This is a genomic window from Actinomadura sp. 1N219, assembly GCF_044326405.1.
Lineage (GTDB): Bacteria > Actinomycetota > Actinomycetes > Streptosporangiales > Streptosporangiaceae > Spirillospora.
Genome location: NZ_JBIRAY010000027.1, coordinates 21,408 through 35,514 on the forward strand (window position 1 = coordinate 21,408; position 14,107 = coordinate 35,514).

The following is a 14,107-nucleotide window of genomic DNA, read 5'->3' on the forward strand; positions in this document are numbered from 1 at the left end:
ATAGATCCCGTTGAGCCGGGCAGGGTGGCTGAAAGGCCAGGTCATCGGATCGGGGGCGAAGATGACGACGTCCAGGGAACGGTACGGCCCGCAGTTCGGCCCGGACATCACCTTCTTAGGGGTGCCGCGCTGCACCTGGCCTGATCCGTCGACGTACGGCGACGCCGACGTGGTCATCCTCGGGGCCCCGTTCGACGGCGGCACGTCCCACCGGCCGGGGACGCGGTTCGGGCCGCGGCACATCCGGCAGACCTGCTACCTGCCGTCCAACGGGTCGCGGCCGTCGCTGGCGCTGAGGGTGGACGGCCTGCACGGCGACCTGACGGTCTACGACGCCGGGGACGTGGAGATGTACTCCGGCGACGCCGAACGTTCCGTCCGCGACCTGCAAGAAGCCGTGTACACCGTGGCCCGGACCGGGACGATTCCGCTGATCCTGGGCGGCGACCACACCATCGCCTGGCCGGACGCAGCCGGAGTCGCCCAGCACCTCGGCGCGGGACGCGTCTCGATGATCCATTTCGACGCGCACGCCGACACCGGCGACATCACCTTCGGGTCGCTGGTGGGACACGGCCAGCCGATGCGGCGGCTGATCGAGTCCGGCGCGGTGCGCGGCGACCGGTTCTTGCAGGTGGGCCTGCGCGGCTACTGGCCCGGCCCCGAGACGCTGGCCTGGATGGCCGAGCAGGGCATGCGGTCCTACGAGATGACCGAGATCGTCGCTCGCGGCCTGGACGAATGCCTGACCGAGGCGTTCCAGATAGCCACCGACGACTGCGACGGGGTGTTCCTCTCGGTCGACATCGACGTCTGCGATCCCGGCCACGCACCCGGCACCGGCACGCCCGAGCCCGGCGGCCTCACCGGCCGGCAGCTGCTGGACGCGGTACGCCGCGTCACCTACGAACTCCCGGTCGCCGGCATCGACGTCGTCGAGGTGTCCCCGCCCTACGACAACGCCGACATCACGTCCGCCCTGGCCAACCGCGTCGTCCTGGAGGCCCTGTCCGCCATCGCCCGCCGCCGCCGCGACAACCGCGACGGCACAGTCTGGGACCCCCGCCAACCCCTCCTCGACGGCCGCTAACCCACCAAAGACGACCCGACCCAACCCGGCTGGGCCTACCTCACACTCCAACCTGTGCCGATGGCGGTCAGCGTGCGGGGCGGGAGCCTCGGCGGCGGCCGATCCGCACGCCGCTCAGGACGAGGTCGGCCAGGAACAGCACCACACCGATGACCAGCAGGTAGAACAGGCCCTTGACGACGACGCCGACGATCCCCAGCGCGATCGCCACCACGAGGATGAACAAGAACAACGCCACGTGGAATCCCATCCCTCCCGAACCGACTGATCAGCGCCGCGCCAGCCTGCGTTCGCTCGGGGCGGCCCCGTACGGCAGGTCGTAGTGGTCGAAGAGCGCCTGCTCGTCCTCGGCGAGGAGCTCCCCGTCGGTGTCGATCGACGGAGCGTTCTTGACCTGCTTCTTCGCCTGGTCGACCCGGATGTGCCCCGGCCCGACCTTCGCCCCCGCGAGCGGCGCGAACACCAGGCGCTGCCGCGTCGGAAGGCCGATCTTGATGGTGACGAACGACGGCCGGTCGGTCGCGGTGTCGACGTACACCGCCTCCAGCTCGCCGATCTTGCTCCCGGACGCGTCGATCACGTCGTGGCCGCGCCACTCCCGAATGTCCTCGACCTCGAACATGTCACACATCCAGCCGTTGGGTCCCAACCCTTGTCAGGCGATACATCTACCCAGCTCACAGAAGTTATGTCCCGCAGGCCCCACCGGTCGCCGCGTCCTGCCCGGCACTGCGCCGCCTCACCGTCCGCCGTAAAGTCGGCCGAAACCACACCAGAAGGAAAGCCAGACCAGAAGGAAAGCCAGACCAGGAGGGACGCCAGTGGACGAGTGGACGTTGCGCAACAGCTACGAAAGCTCGCTAGGAGAAGTCCGATGGGACCGTCTGGGCGACCCCACCGACGACCCGCTCGTCCTCCTCCACGGCACCCCGTTCTCCTCCTACATCTGGCGCCACACCGCCCGCGCGGTGGCCGCCCCCGCACCGGGCGTCCGCGCGGTGGCCGTTCGTCGTTCGGTGTACGTCTTCGACATGCCCGGCTACGGATCTTCGAGCATGCGCGAAGGGCAGGATCTGTCGCTCGACGCCCTCGCCGGAGTCTTCGCCGAGCTCATCGATCACTGGGGCCTGACACGTCCGGACGTCGTCGCGCACGACTCCGGCGGCGCTATCGCGCTCGGCGCGCTTGTGGATCGCGGCGTCCCCTACCGGCGGCTGGCCCTGGTCGACGCGGTGTCGCTGCCGCCCTGGGGCAGCGAGTTCTTCGCACTGGTAGGGGAGCACGCGAAAATCTTCCGCCAACTACCGGGCCCCCTGCACCGCGCCCTGCTTCGCGAATATGTCAAAACGGCCAGTTCCCCCGGCCTGCGCCCGGACGTCCTGGACGCCCTGACCGCCCCCTGGCTCGGCGCGGACGGGCAAGCCGCGTTCTACCGCCAGCTCGCCCAGCGCCGCGCCGACCTCGCCTACATCGACCGCATCCGGGACGGCTATCCCGCGATCGACCTGCCCGTCCTGGTCTGCTGGGGCGCCGACGACTCCTGGGTCCCGGCGGACCGCGGACGCGAACTCGCCGCCCTCATCCCCGGCGCGCAACTGCACCTCATCGACGGCGCAGGCCACCTGCTCCCCGAGGACCGTCCCGCCGAGCTCACCGCCGCCCTGCTCCCCTTCCTCAACGCCCCTCGCTAGAGGCGGCGCCCGTCCCGTCAGCGGAGCTTGGCGCCGTAGACGTGGTCGACCGTCATCGCCATCAACACCCTGCGATCGGACACCATGACCGACCGGTACTCGTCCCAGTCGGGGTGCTCCCCGGCGGCGGTGCGGTAGTAGTCCACCAGCGCCTCGACCTCGGGACCGTGCGGATCGGTCCCCGGCCCGGTGAGCGTCGCGACGCCTTCGGCGGTGGCCCAGGCCCAGCCGTCCTTGCTGGTGACCTCAAGCGTGGCCCGCGGGTCGCGGCGCAGGTTCGCCGTCTTGGCCCGTCCTTCGGTCATCGACACGTAGAGGACGCCGGTCGCCTCGTCGTAGAAGGGCGAGACGGGAGAGAGTTGGGGACGTCCGTCCGACTTGATCGTGGCGAGGATGCCGAGCCGGCTCTCCGCGAGGAGCGTGCGCGGGTCGAACGGTGCGGTGGTCACGGTCGCGCCTCCGATGGCTTGCGGAACTGCTCGATCAACGCAGCGTAACCGTCGCCGCCGCGTCCGCCCGCGACGGCCCGGTCGGCCAGCGCCTTGATGAGCCTCGGAAACTCGGCGTTGACGCCAAGTGACTCGCTCTCCTGGACGAGGTGCTCCATCGCACCGACGTGAGTGTCGATCGTGGAATCAAGCGCCGGATACGCGCCGTCGTCGATCTGCTGCGCGTAGCCGGGCAGCCAGCCGGCCACGGTCCCGATCGCCTGCTCCGCGAGCGAGGCGAACGTCGCCGCCCCGACACCCGCCGTTTCGAGCATGGCGGCACCTTGCAGGAAGCCGTTCAGGATGTTCCACATCAAACTCAGCACGGCGACCTCATACAGCGCCGAAAGCCCAGGATCGTCGCCCAAGTGGATCGTCCCGCTGACGCCCCCGGTTCCGCCCGTTCCGCTCGTTCCGCCCGGTTCGCTCGCCTCGCCCGTCCCGGCGGCGAGGCTTCTCAGAACCGATTCGTGCAGGTCGAAGGCCGTTCGCGGCCCGCTGTAGACGAGGGTGGCGTCCGCCGTGCCGATGCCCGCGGGGACGGCCATGATCGCGCCGTCGAGGTAGCTGAGACCCCGCTGCGCCGCCCACTCGCCGACCTCACGGGCCTGCGCCGACGTCCCCGACGTCAGGTTCACCAGGACCCGGCCGTCCAGGACGTCCCCCACCGGATCAAGAAGCTCCCGCACGGCCTGGTAATCCGAGACGCAGACGACCACAAGCCGTCCGCCCGCAACCGCCTCGCGAACCGAGCCGGCGAGCGTCGCCCCCTCCGCGACGAGCCCTTCCGCCTTCCCCGCCGAACGATTCCAAACAGTCGTCGGATACCCGTCGCGCAAGAAGGCCCCTGCCAGAGCCTGTCCCATCAACCCCAGGCCAAGGACGGTCACGGGCGTACGGCCGGCATCACGGTTCTCGATCATCTTCTCCCCCGAGATCGGTAGGTGGTCATGGCAGAATCATCAACGTTCACACCGATATGAAGGTCAAGGCGGAGGAGCGGACGCGTGCTGATCGGGGAGCTGAGCAAACGCACCGGAGTCAACACCCACCAACTCCGGTACTACGAATCCCAGGGTCTGCTGGAGCCACGCCGAGGCGCCAACGGCTACCGCGACTACGCCGACGACGCCGTGCTGACCGTGACCCAGATCAGGAGGCTGCTAGAAGCCGGGCTGTCCACCCAGGTGATCGCGTTCCTGCTGCCCTGCGCCACCGGCACCGCCCCGGACCTTGAGCCTTGCCCCGAACTGCTGGTCACCCTGCGCACACGCCTGCACGGCCTGGACGAGCACATCGACACGCTCATCCGCACCCGCGAGGCCCTTCACGACTACATCGACACCACCGAACGCCGCCTGCCAAGCCACTACCAGGACTGCGACTCCACCACCCCGCAACCAGCGCCAGCCTGAGGTATCCACGGTGAAAGTCATGCTCAAACCCAAGCATCAGCCGGGGGACCTGTCGCCCGTCGGCACCGACCTGGTCGCCTTCGCCGACTGGGCCGGCGCGGCGCTGTGCGGGTCCGCGGCGGTCGTGCTGGCCGCGCTCGCCGTCCCTCCCCCGCGCGGACGCCCTCGCGCCGCCGCCCCGCCGGGTCCTGCACCCAGTGATCAGACGGACCGAGCACCAGCGCATCGAGAGGCCGCGGCCCCAGAACCCACCGTCCGACCCCCTCCACGGCCCCTTGGGCATAACCCACCCCACCGCCAACCCCCTCCACACCCAGCACCGCAGCAACAAACACACCCTGAACCTGCGTCCGCCACCACCACCCACCCATGCAAGCCCGCCGAGCCACCCACTAAAGCCCCACCCACTGCAAACCCGCCCGCGACGGACCGCCCGCGACGAACCCACCCGCTGCGAACCCGCCCGCATCCGCAGCCCGCATCCGCAACCATCCGGCCGCCGACGGCGGACTCCCTAGACCCCCGCGACCTCCACAAATGACTGCCATCAGCCGCGCGCAGGTCCTCGCCTTCCGCTACGCCGCCCACGACCTCGACCCCGCCGCCCCAGACCAGGGTGGCGAGACAGTCCTAGCCACCGGCATCCAGGACTACCCGCCAGGACGAAGCGCAGCGCTAGCCCTCCGCCTCCGAACCTCCACGCCGCCACCCACAGTGCTCCTCCACTCGATCCGCGGCGCCATGCACCTGCACCGCGCCGCCGACCTGCCGCGACTAGCCGCGGCGCTCCGGATCGAGGACGTCCGGGACCTGCCACCCCAGTCGATCGGCCCGTTCGGCGCCGACCTGGCCGGCGAAGGCATCGCCTTCGACACCGCGCTGGACGAGGTCGCCACAGCAATGCGAACCGCCATCCCGGACGGACGATCCCTCACCAAGGGCGAGCTCAGCGGCCTGGTAAGCCCCGAAGTGGACCAACGGCTCAGGCCCCGGTGCGAGAGCTGCGGCGCCGCCCACGTCCACGACCAGCTCTTCCGGCGCGCCACCCTCCAGGCCGGACTCGCCATCGAGGTCGACACCACGACCCCGAGCCAGTTCCGCTACCGTCCAGCCGACCCACTCCCACCAGCAGACCCCGTCGAGAGCCGCGCCACGCTGGTACGCGACTTCCTCGCGACCTTCGGCCCCGCCCGCCCGGCACATTTGGCGTCCTGGCTGGCCATCACCCCAAAGGCAGCCCGCCGCTGGTGGGACCTCATCGCCGACGAACTAGGTCCCGTAGAACTAGACGGCACCAAATACTGGACGCACATCGACCACCTAGACCGCCTCCAGACAACCGACCCCACCGCCCTACACGGAACCCGACTACTCCCTCCATACGACCCGCTCACCGAACTGGCCGACCGCCACCTACTGGTCCCTGACGCCGCCCATCGCAAAACAGTGTGGCGACCAGCCGCGAACCCAGGAATTCTCCTGCTGGACACCGAGATAGCCGGCACATGGCGTCAACACCGATCCGGTGACCACCTGACCTTGAAGCTCCACCCATTCACCACACCCCCCACCCAACTCCGCAACGCCGCCACCCCCGACGCCTCCACAATCGCCACCCAATCCAACGCCTCCACCACCACCCTCCAACTCGACTAACAATCCCCAAACCCAACCCACACCACCCCTCGCACCACCACTCAAGAACGAGACATCCCCTGACCGCCCCCGCAGAGAAAAAGGAACTACACAAGCACCTCGCCACCACCCTCGGGAACTGCGCCCCTCCGCCGACACCACCGACGAACGAACATCACCACGACGAACGACAGGAGCCCGAACGTCACGAGCCCGAACGTCACGAGCCCGAACGTCACGAGCCCGAACGTCACGAGCCCGAACGTCACGAGCCCGAACGTCACGAGCCCGAACGTCACGAGCCCGAACGTCACGAGCCCGAACGTCACGATCGGGGACGTCTCGAGCGCGGAGGTCACGCGGGCGGAGGTCACGAGCGCGGGCGTCTTGAGCGCGGAGGTCACTAGCCCGAACGTCACTAGCCCGAACGTCACGCGGGCGGACGTCACGCGGGCGGACGTCGCTAGCCCGAACATTCCCGGTTGGAGCACCGCTACGGTTCGGCGTGCTTGCCGAAGAACACCTCCGACCTGAACCAGAAGCTCCACGTGACCGCAACAAGATCTGGTTTCGGTTCGTCCCCCGCGAGGGCTGGCTGCACTTCGACACCGAGGGGCTTTGGGCCGCGTCCGTCACGTGCGACACCGCGCGCATCGACAACGTGCTATTCCCGTCGAAGGCGTCGGCCAAGGCGACACCCTGAATCTCCACCACACCCGTGGCCGGTTCTCGGAGCAGGGGCCGGGGATTGCCATCGATCTCGGCCCCGAGTTTTACGCCCCGTCCGGTGTGGCTGCGGGGCGCAGTGCCTTCATGGGTTGTCGGGGATGTGGAGTCTGAGGGCGGAGATGGCGGCGCGGGCGTGGTCCGGGTCTGCGCCCTCGGCAATCGCCGCTAGTGCTGCCCGCCACGCCGCCGCGAGGACCCGGCCGAGCAGCGGTGCCGCAGGGCCGATGGTCTGGCTGAGCATTTCGGCCAGCCGGTCATGGTCGGTGCCCGCGGGCGGGTCTCCCAGGATGTAGAGGAAGCCCTCGCGCACAGCGAAGTCGAGGCCGACGAGCAGCGCGGACGTCACGGCCGCCGAGTGGTCCGGCACCGCCCCGGAGGTCGCTGCGGAGGCCGCTATTGCGCCTTCCATCCGGTCCAGCAGGCGCCGTTCGACGTCCTGTCGCGCGAAGGCGTACAGCCCGAGCTTGCTGCCGAAGTGGTGGTACAGCGCCCCCGTTGTGACCTCCGCCGCGGACGCCAGGTCAGCGACCGTGACCTCGGCGAACGGGCGCGTCCCGAACGCCTCGACGGCGGCGAGCGCGAGTCGGCCCCTGGGGGACGTCGAAACCGGGATCCATTCGCGCATACCTACATAATGCCGTTACGATGTCCCTAAATCCAGTTACGGCAACGGAAGGATGCACCATGAAGCTCGAGTTCCTGTTCGTCCCGACCTCCGACCTGAAGGCCTCGCTCGCCCTCTACCGCGACAGCCTCGGCTTCACCGAGGTGTGGCGCGAGGGCGACGAGACTGTCGCGCTGACCCTGCCGGGCACCGAGGTCCAGATCATGCTTGACGCCCACGACCCCGACGCCCCGGTCGGGCCGCTGTTCATCGTCGACAGCGTTGAGGCCTTCCATGCGGCCCGTCCGGAGACACTCGCCGTGGTCGAGGCGCCCTCGCAGATCCCCGGCGGCTTCCTGGCCACCTACCAGGACCCGGGCGGGGCGACCATCTACGTCATGGACCAATCAACAGACCAGAACATCCCGTAACACCTACAGACGGGTGGCACCCGAACACCGGCGAAGCACAGTGACGCGCCGGAAGAGAGCCGACCATCTGGCCCACATCAGGATTGGCAGCCAGGACGTCTTGGGCCACCTTCTGTCGCGCGGCTGGGGTGGTGGCCGCCACATGCCCGGCGGTCGCTGGACATGGGCCTCGCTACCGGGAACGGAGGCAGGGTCGTTCAACCGGATGGAGCGGTGCCGTGCGGTGGTTCGTCCTGTGCTCCGGTCGGGGACGGCCTGTCTTCGGTCATCTGAGAGTGAGAGTGTCGGGCGATGAAGATCTATACGCGCAAGGGGGATGGTGGGCAGACGGGCATCTGGGGCGGCCGCCGCCTGGACAAGGACCATGTCCGCATGGAGGCGATCGGCGCGGTGGACGAATGCAACGCCACCATCGGTGTCGCTGCCGCAGCGGCATTGCCCGACGACGCGGCCGGAATCCTTGCCGAGGTTCAGGACTGCTTGTTCGTGGTCGGCTGCGAACTCATGGCACCTGACCGCACTGGCGCGGGCGGATCTGTTCCTCGGCTGACGGGCGAAGAGGTCACGCGTCTGGAGTCGGCGATTGATGAAATGGAGGCTGAGTTGCCCCGGCTGACCAGCTTCATCCACCCGACCGGAACGCCCGAGGCGGCGAATCTGCATTTGGCACGGGCGGTTTGCCGTCGCGCCGAACGGCGAGTCACCACGCTGCGCCGCGATGAGCCGGTGAGCGATCACGTCGCCGCGTATCTGAACCGATTGGCCGACCTGCTGTTCGTCCTGGCCCGCTACGCCAATTCCACCGCCGGCGTCACCGACCGCAAATGGAGCCCCGCCCAATAGCAGCCTAAGCGCAAGCGCAAGCGCAAGCACAGGCACAGGCATGAGGCGCAAGCGCAGGCATCGGGCATCAGGGCTCGGGCATCAGGGCTCGGGCATCAGGGCTCGGGCATCAGGGCTCGGGCATCAGGCTCAGGCTCGGGCGTCAGGCTCGGGCGTCAGGGTCGGGCTCGGGTCTCAGGGTCGGGCTCGGGTCTCAGGGTCGGGCTTGGGCATCAGGGTCGGGCTTGGGCATCAGGTCGAACTGGCTGTGGGAGTCGATTTATCCTGGCTTGGTCGGCCTGCCCCCGGCGGCCCGCTTATCTCGTGCGGCCGGGGCTTGGCCCAGGCGAACCCGTCCCCGACGTGGCGGCGTATGAGTAACCGCAGCGTGGGATCGCCGTCGGACCAAAGGCCGCCCAAGCGCCTGAACAGGCCATTTCAGCGCGTTTGGCTTCGCCAATTCACAATAACAACCGGCCGAATTTGATTCAGGCCCATCATTCGGCCATCGAGCATGCAGGGTTAGCCAGCCGTTTCGGCTTGTGCCCCTGGCGAGGTCTGGTCCGACTTAGGTAGGTCCTGGTGCGTTCGAGCAGGGAGAGACCGTGCGGGGTGGCTTGGCGGAGAAGGTGATCAAGCCTCTGCGGGGTTGAGTCGGGTGGCCGTCCGAGCGCGGAATAGGACGACGCCGTTGAGCGCGGCTGTCAGCGTCAGGCAGATGAGGGCGAGCCAGAAACCGACTCCGAGGCCGACCGTGTCGCCGGACTGGTTGATCAGCGGTGCGCTCTCGCTTTTCGGTATGGACGAGAACAGGACGGAGAGGAATTCCCGCGCGGCGTTCTCCATCCGTGCGACGGCCGACAGCCCGGTCGCCACCAGCAGCCCGCCGGACGCGACCGCGGCAATGGCGGCGTACAGGGATCGCCGCCGGGCGGGGCGGGCGAGGGCGGTTCCCGCACCCGCTGCCATGGCGAGAAGCGTGGCGATCGCGAGCAAGCGAATGAAGATCGGCCAGCGGTAATCAGACTGGTGGACGGCCATGTTCGCACCGGTCGAGGAGATATCGAGGAGAGACTCCAACGGCGATATCTCCTCCGCATAGGAAGGGAACTCCCACGACGTCATGGCGGCAGAGGGCAGAAACAAGAACGCGAACAGGGTGAGCACAAAGCCGACGGGGTTGATGACTCGCGTCACGATTTTCTCGAATCGGGAGGGACGGGGTGAGTCGTTCATTTGCAGGATTTTAGCTTCGACCGGCTGAGAGGGGTCCCGCGACAGCGACAAAGTCGGAGATGTGGGTATTTGTCCTGCTTTGCAAGGAGCATCGAACAGATTGAACGTAGTACTAAGGCGGTCTCGGGGCATTTCGCGGAGATCGAAGTGCTGTCGTCTTGTCCGAGGATGTGCGCTGGAGGCGCCCATCCTGGCGTCGACGATTCCGGGCGGCTCAGTTGGAGTACGCGCGAAACGGCCATGCGACATTGGGCGCCGCTGGACATGTTCTCGGGCCCCACGCCCCGGACGGATGACGCTGGCCATCGCTCATCGGTGTGGTGTGTGCTCCAGCCGCTGGTCTACCGGGCGGGCACGATGCGGAGGGTGCCTTCCAGCCAGCCCATATACCAGTCGGGTTGTGAGCCTGAGCTGATCGCGCCCTGGTCGAACGGGCCGAACAGCCAGATGGGGTTGATCTGGAAGAACGTCGCCAGGAGGGCCGTGACGCCGAGGACCGATAAGAAGAAGGCCGTGGTCTTGGCGATGGAGGTGCGGAAGAACGGGTAGCCGCGGACGGTCGTGTTCGAGCTGCCCTTGCCGGGGGACTGCGTGTGGGGCCGCCGCCAGGTGTGGATGATGGCGTGCAGCGGGATCAGCGCGAGGAGGATTCCGGGGATCAGCAGGATGTGGATGACGTAGAGCCGCGGGATGATGTCCGTCCCGGGTAACTCGCCGCCGAACAGGAACATCACCGCGTAGGAGCCGACCAGCGGGACGGACGCGATGGCGCCTTCGAGGTTGTGGAGGCCGGTGCCGGAGAGCAGGTCGTCCGGCAGGGAGTGGCCGAACAGGCCGTTCACCAGGACGAGCATGAGCAGCGGGACCCCGATGAGCCAGTTCAGCTCGCGGGGCTTGCGGAACACGCCGGTGAAGAAGCTCTGCAGTACGTGGACGATGATCGCGGCCATGAAGATGACGGTCGACCAGTGGTGGATCTGCCGCATCAGTAGCCCGCCGCGCACGTCGAAGCTGATGTGCAGCGTCGACGCGTACGCCTCGCTCATCTGGACGCCCTGCAGCGGTTCGTAGGAGCCTTCGTAGACGACCTCCTTCGTGCTCGGGACGAAGAACAGCGTCAGATAGACGCCGGTCAGCAGGATGACCGCGAACGAGTACAGGGCGATCTCGCCGAGCAGGAAGCTCCATTGGTCGGGAAACGCCTTCCGCAGCGCCTTCCGCGCGAACGACGTGTGGCCGGGCCGGTCGTCTACGGGTTGGCGGACGAGCGGGTCTAAGGGGTCGGGAGGGTTGGGAGCGGCCGGTTCCATGTGATCACCTCGCGCATCGGTCGCTGGTGTCCCAACCTTCGCACCGGGCGTCCGCGCCGGCCACACATCCGCGAACTGTGGATAACTCGGCGTCCGTCCGGCCGGAGCCGGTCGGATTCGGCTTGGACTTTGCGTTCGGGCACGTCACAGGCCATGCTTTGCCTCACACAGGTCTAATAAGCGAACAATTACCCCGTGTGTATGGCGCGCGACGCACGGGGACGAGTGCCGGGAGGGTCTGTGGCGGACGACGGTTCGACCACCAACGGGCGCCTGTGGGCGAATCTGCCGAGGGAACTGGCGGATCACATGCGGCCGCACCTCGACGAGGTGGCGGACGACATGATCCACGAGATTCAGACGCGCGTCAGGGAGTACGACCGGCCGGGTGACGGCTCCTACTCTGGAACGCTCCGGCTCGCCGTCGAGCGCGTCCTCCACTACTTCGTCGACCGGGTGGACGACCCCGGCCACGACTCCGCGCCGGTGGCGGACTTCTTCCGCGCCATCGGCCGCGGCGAGGCCGGGGAGGGCCGCAGCCTGGACGCCATGCAGACCGCGATGCGGGTCGGCGGAATGGTGGCCTGGCGGCGGCTCACCGAGGGGGCCGACGCGCTGCACGTGTCCCCGCGGACGCTCGGTGCCGTCGGCGAGATCCTCATGGAGTTCCAGGACGAGCTGGCGCACGCCGCGGCGGAGGGATTCTCCCAGGCCAGGGCCGCCGTCGCCGGTGAGATGCAGCGCCGCCGCAAGCGCCTGCTCGACCTGCTGTTCGCCGACCCGCCCGCCGCGCGGGAGGCGATCGCCGACCTCGCCGCCGCCGCGCACTGGCCCCTTCCGCGGACGGTCGCCGCCGTGGCGCTCGGACGTCAGCACCAGGACGCCCGGCTGCCCGCCTTTCCGCCCGACGTGCTCGCCGATCTCACCCGCCGCACCCCCAGCCTGATCGTCCCCGACCCGGATGGTCCCGGACGCGCCAAGCTCGTCGACCGCGCCCTGTCCGGGACGCTCGCCGTCGTCGGACCGACCGTCCCGCTGATGGAGGCGGCCCGTTCCATACAGTGGGCCCGCAAAACGCTGTGTCTCGTCCAGCGCGGTGTCATCGAGGCGGACAGCGGCGTGATTCGCAGCGTGGAGCACATGTCCACGCTCATCCTTTTCCAGGACGAGGGGCTCATCACGTCTCTGGCAGACCTGCGTCTTGCACCGCTCGCGCATTTGCGTCCCAGCCAGCAGGACCGGCTAGCCGAAACCCTGCTGGCCTGGCTGCAGTCAGGACGCAACGCCAACGAGGTCGCGATGCGGTTGCACGTCCACCCGCAGACCGTCCGGTATCGGCTGCGTCAGTTGGAGGACCTGTTCGGTGACCAGCTCCTTGACCCGGACCTAAGGTTCGATCTGGAAATCGTCCTGCGCGCCCGCGCGTTGCTGGCCGACAACGCCGGCGAGCGCATCCTGCAGCCGACCGGTAAGGCCGTCGGCGATTCAGGCGAGGTCGTCACCTTCCGCCGGTCTTGAGCCCGCCAGCCTGGCCGGACGTGGAGGCGCGGAGGCGTTCCGCGGTGGCGACGCGTTCGGCCAGGCGGGTCTGGGCGTCGCAGAGGAGCCACAGTTCGCCCTCGTCCGTCGCGGCTATCTCTTCCAGGCAGCCGTTGAGGAGCTGGTAGTCCGACAATGGGGAGATCCGGGTGGCCCGCAGGCCCTTGTCCGTGCGTTCGCTGTGCCAGCCGGGCATGCACAAGATCACCGACATCGAGCGGACTCCCTTGGTGGGTCTATGGTGGGTCTACCATAAGCCGACCAAGCATCGCCCACAACGCGTTCTGCATAACGTCAAAAAGGTGCCGGACGTGGCGGGATCTGTACGGTGTGAGGTCAACGCCCTACCCCGGAGCAGGAATCTGGCATGCCGCGACCCCCCACGAAGGCACAGGCGATCACGAACGCGCTGGCCGCCCGCATCGTCGAGGGTGAACTCGATCCGGGGACGTGGCTGCCGTCCGAGCGGGAGCTGGCGCGGCGGTACGAGGCCGACCGCTCCACCGTCCGGCGGGCGCTGCGGATGCTCGCCGAGCAGGGGCTCGTCCAGTTGAAGCACGGTTCGGGTGCGCAGGTGCGGACGGCGCGGCGGGTGCGGCGCGCGGCGGCCGACATCACGCGGCAGGTCGGGGCGTGGCGCGGGTTCCATGTGTCTGCGCAGAAGGACGGGCGTACGCCGTTCACGCGGACGACAGTCAGCGAGGTAGAGGCGAGCGAACGCGTGGCACACCGCCTGGACGTTCCGCCAGGGACGCGGGTACTGGAACGTGCGCGCGTCCAGGGTGTGGAAGGCGAGCCGCCCATTCAGACGGCGACGACCTGGGTGATCCTGGACGTCGTGCAGCAAATTCCTGTGCTGCGAGAGGTCGACACAGGTCCGGGCGGCATTTATTCGCGGTTGGAGGAGGCCGGACATCGGATCACGTTCGAGGAGTCGGTGACGTGCCGTCTCCCCTGCGCGGACGAGCAGGACACGCTGGAGGTCGGCCCGAATCGGCCCGTCTTGACACTGTGGCGCCGCGCGTACGACCAGGACGGCCGCGTCGTGGAGGTCACCCACAGGGTGGTGGTCGGCGACCGGCACGAACTCGTCTACCGCTACGGGTCGGGAGCCTGA

General features: G+C 68.4%; 17 protein-coding genes. 8 read left to right on the top strand and 9 right to left on the bottom strand.

What is annotated here, in order from left to right:
• Positions 1-61: 61 nt before the first annotated feature.
• Positions 62-1,090, top strand: a complete 1,029-nt coding sequence (gene speB / locus ACH35V_RS40920) for an agmatinase (protein WP_395980284.1) — start codon at positions 62-64, stop codon at positions 1,088-1,090.
• 67 nt (positions 1,091-1,157) lie between these two features.
• Here the strand turns inward: speB and ACH35V_RS40925 are convergent, their stop codons facing one another.
• Positions 1,158-1,328 (bottom strand): hypothetical protein, encoded by a 171-nt coding sequence (locus tag ACH35V_RS40925; RefSeq protein ID WP_171064680.1) that lies wholly within the window; start codon positions 1,326-1,328, stop codon positions 1,158-1,160.
• 30 nt (positions 1,329-1,358) lie between these two features.
• Positions 1,359-1,712 carry a PRC-barrel domain-containing protein gene (locus ACH35V_RS40930; RefSeq protein ID WP_395980285.1) on the bottom strand — a complete coding sequence of 118 codons (354 nt, stop codon included), beginning with the start codon at positions 1,710-1,712 and terminating at the stop codon, positions 1,359-1,361.
• Between the two features lie 199 nt (positions 1,713-1,911).
• Here ACH35V_RS40930 and ACH35V_RS40935 point away from each other — a divergent pair, with 199 nt between their 5' ends.
• Positions 1,912-2,781: an alpha/beta fold hydrolase gene (locus tag ACH35V_RS40935; protein WP_395980286.1), complete on the top strand. Its 870-nt coding sequence runs from the start codon at positions 1,912-1,914 to the stop codon at positions 2,779-2,781.
• Between the two features lie 17 nt (positions 2,782-2,798).
• Here ACH35V_RS40935 and ACH35V_RS40940 read toward each other — a convergent pair whose 3' ends face one another.
• Together ACH35V_RS40940 and ACH35V_RS40945 are read right to left on the bottom strand one after the other, a co-directional pair.
• On the bottom strand, positions 2,799-3,230 hold the full coding sequence (locus tag ACH35V_RS40940) for a PPOX class F420-dependent oxidoreductase (protein WP_395980287.1): 432 nt from the start codon (positions 3,228-3,230) through the stop codon (positions 2,799-2,801).
• Complete coding sequence (locus ACH35V_RS40945; protein WP_395980288.1) at positions 3,227-4,192, bottom strand: NAD(P)-dependent oxidoreductase; 966 nt, start codon at positions 4,190-4,192, stop codon at positions 3,227-3,229. Before ACH35V_RS40945 ends, ACH35V_RS40940 begins: the two co-directional genes overlap by 4 nt.
• An 84-nt stretch (positions 4,193-4,276) precedes the next feature.
• On the opposite strand from ACH35V_RS40945, the gene ACH35V_RS40950 reads away from it, so the two are divergent.
• A complete protein-coding gene (locus ACH35V_RS40950) occupies positions 4,277-4,684 on the top strand; it encodes a MerR family transcriptional regulator (RefSeq protein WP_395980289.1) in 408 nt (135 codons plus the stop codon).
• A 537-nt stretch (positions 4,685-5,221) separates the two neighbouring features.
• The gene (locus tag ACH35V_RS40955) at positions 5,222-6,340 is read left to right on the top strand and encodes a winged helix DNA-binding domain-containing protein (RefSeq protein WP_395980290.1); all 1,119 of its coding nucleotides are present in this window, start codon (positions 5,222-5,224) and stop codon (positions 6,338-6,340) included.
• Between the two features lie 86 nt (positions 6,341-6,426).
• Here ACH35V_RS40955 and ACH35V_RS40960 read toward each other — a convergent pair whose 3' ends face one another.
• On the bottom strand, positions 6,427-6,795 hold the full coding sequence (locus ACH35V_RS40960; protein ID WP_395980291.1) for a hypothetical protein: 369 nt from the start codon (positions 6,793-6,795) through the stop codon (positions 6,427-6,429).
• Positions 6,796-7,130: 335 nt separating this feature from the next.
• The gene (locus ACH35V_RS40965) at positions 7,131-7,673 is read right to left on the bottom strand and encodes a TetR/AcrR family transcriptional regulator (protein WP_395980292.1); all 543 of its coding nucleotides are present in this window, start codon (positions 7,671-7,673) and stop codon (positions 7,131-7,133) included.
• Between the two features lie 59 nt (positions 7,674-7,732).
• On the opposite strand from ACH35V_RS40965, the gene ACH35V_RS40970 reads away from it, so the two are divergent.
• Both ACH35V_RS40970 and ACH35V_RS40975 read left to right on the top strand, forming a co-directional pair.
• On the top strand, positions 7,733-8,083 hold the full coding sequence (locus ACH35V_RS40970; RefSeq protein WP_395980293.1) for a VOC family protein: 351 nt from the start codon (positions 7,733-7,735) through the stop codon (positions 8,081-8,083).
• 291 nt (positions 8,084-8,374) lie between these two features.
• Entirely contained in the window at positions 8,375-8,926 is a 552-nt protein-coding gene (locus ACH35V_RS40975) for a cob(I)yrinic acid a,c-diamide adenosyltransferase (RefSeq protein ID WP_395980294.1), read from the top strand.
• Between the two features lie 612 nt (positions 8,927-9,538).
• Here the strand turns inward: ACH35V_RS40975 and ACH35V_RS40980 are convergent.
• Both ACH35V_RS40980 and ACH35V_RS40985 read right to left on the bottom strand, forming a co-directional pair.
• Positions 9,539-10,141 carry a hypothetical protein gene (locus ACH35V_RS40980; protein WP_395980295.1) on the bottom strand — a complete coding sequence of 201 codons (603 nt, stop codon included), beginning with the start codon at positions 10,139-10,141 and terminating at the stop codon, positions 9,539-9,541.
• Between the two features lie 341 nt (positions 10,142-10,482).
• Positions 10,483-11,451, bottom strand: a complete 969-nt coding sequence (locus ACH35V_RS40985; protein WP_395980296.1) for a cytochrome bc complex cytochrome b subunit — start codon at positions 11,449-11,451, stop codon at positions 10,483-10,485.
• A 240-nt stretch (positions 11,452-11,691) separates the two neighbouring features.
• Here ACH35V_RS40985 and ACH35V_RS40990 point away from each other — a divergent pair, with 240 nt between their 5' ends.
• Positions 11,692-12,969 (top strand): helix-turn-helix domain-containing protein, encoded by a 1,278-nt coding sequence (locus ACH35V_RS40990; protein ID WP_395980297.1) that lies wholly within the window; start codon positions 11,692-11,694, stop codon positions 12,967-12,969.
• Here the strand turns inward: ACH35V_RS40990 and ACH35V_RS40995 are convergent.
• Positions 12,950-13,204, bottom strand: a complete 255-nt coding sequence (locus ACH35V_RS40995) for a hypothetical protein (protein ID WP_395980298.1) — start codon at positions 13,202-13,204, stop codon at positions 12,950-12,952. The genes ACH35V_RS40990 and ACH35V_RS40995 overlap by 20 nt on opposite strands.
• A 153-nt stretch (positions 13,205-13,357) precedes the next feature.
• On the opposite strand from ACH35V_RS40995, the gene ACH35V_RS41000 reads away from it, so the two are divergent.
• A complete protein-coding gene (locus ACH35V_RS41000) occupies positions 13,358-14,107 on the top strand; it encodes a GntR family transcriptional regulator (RefSeq protein ID WP_395980299.1) in 750 nt (249 codons plus the stop codon).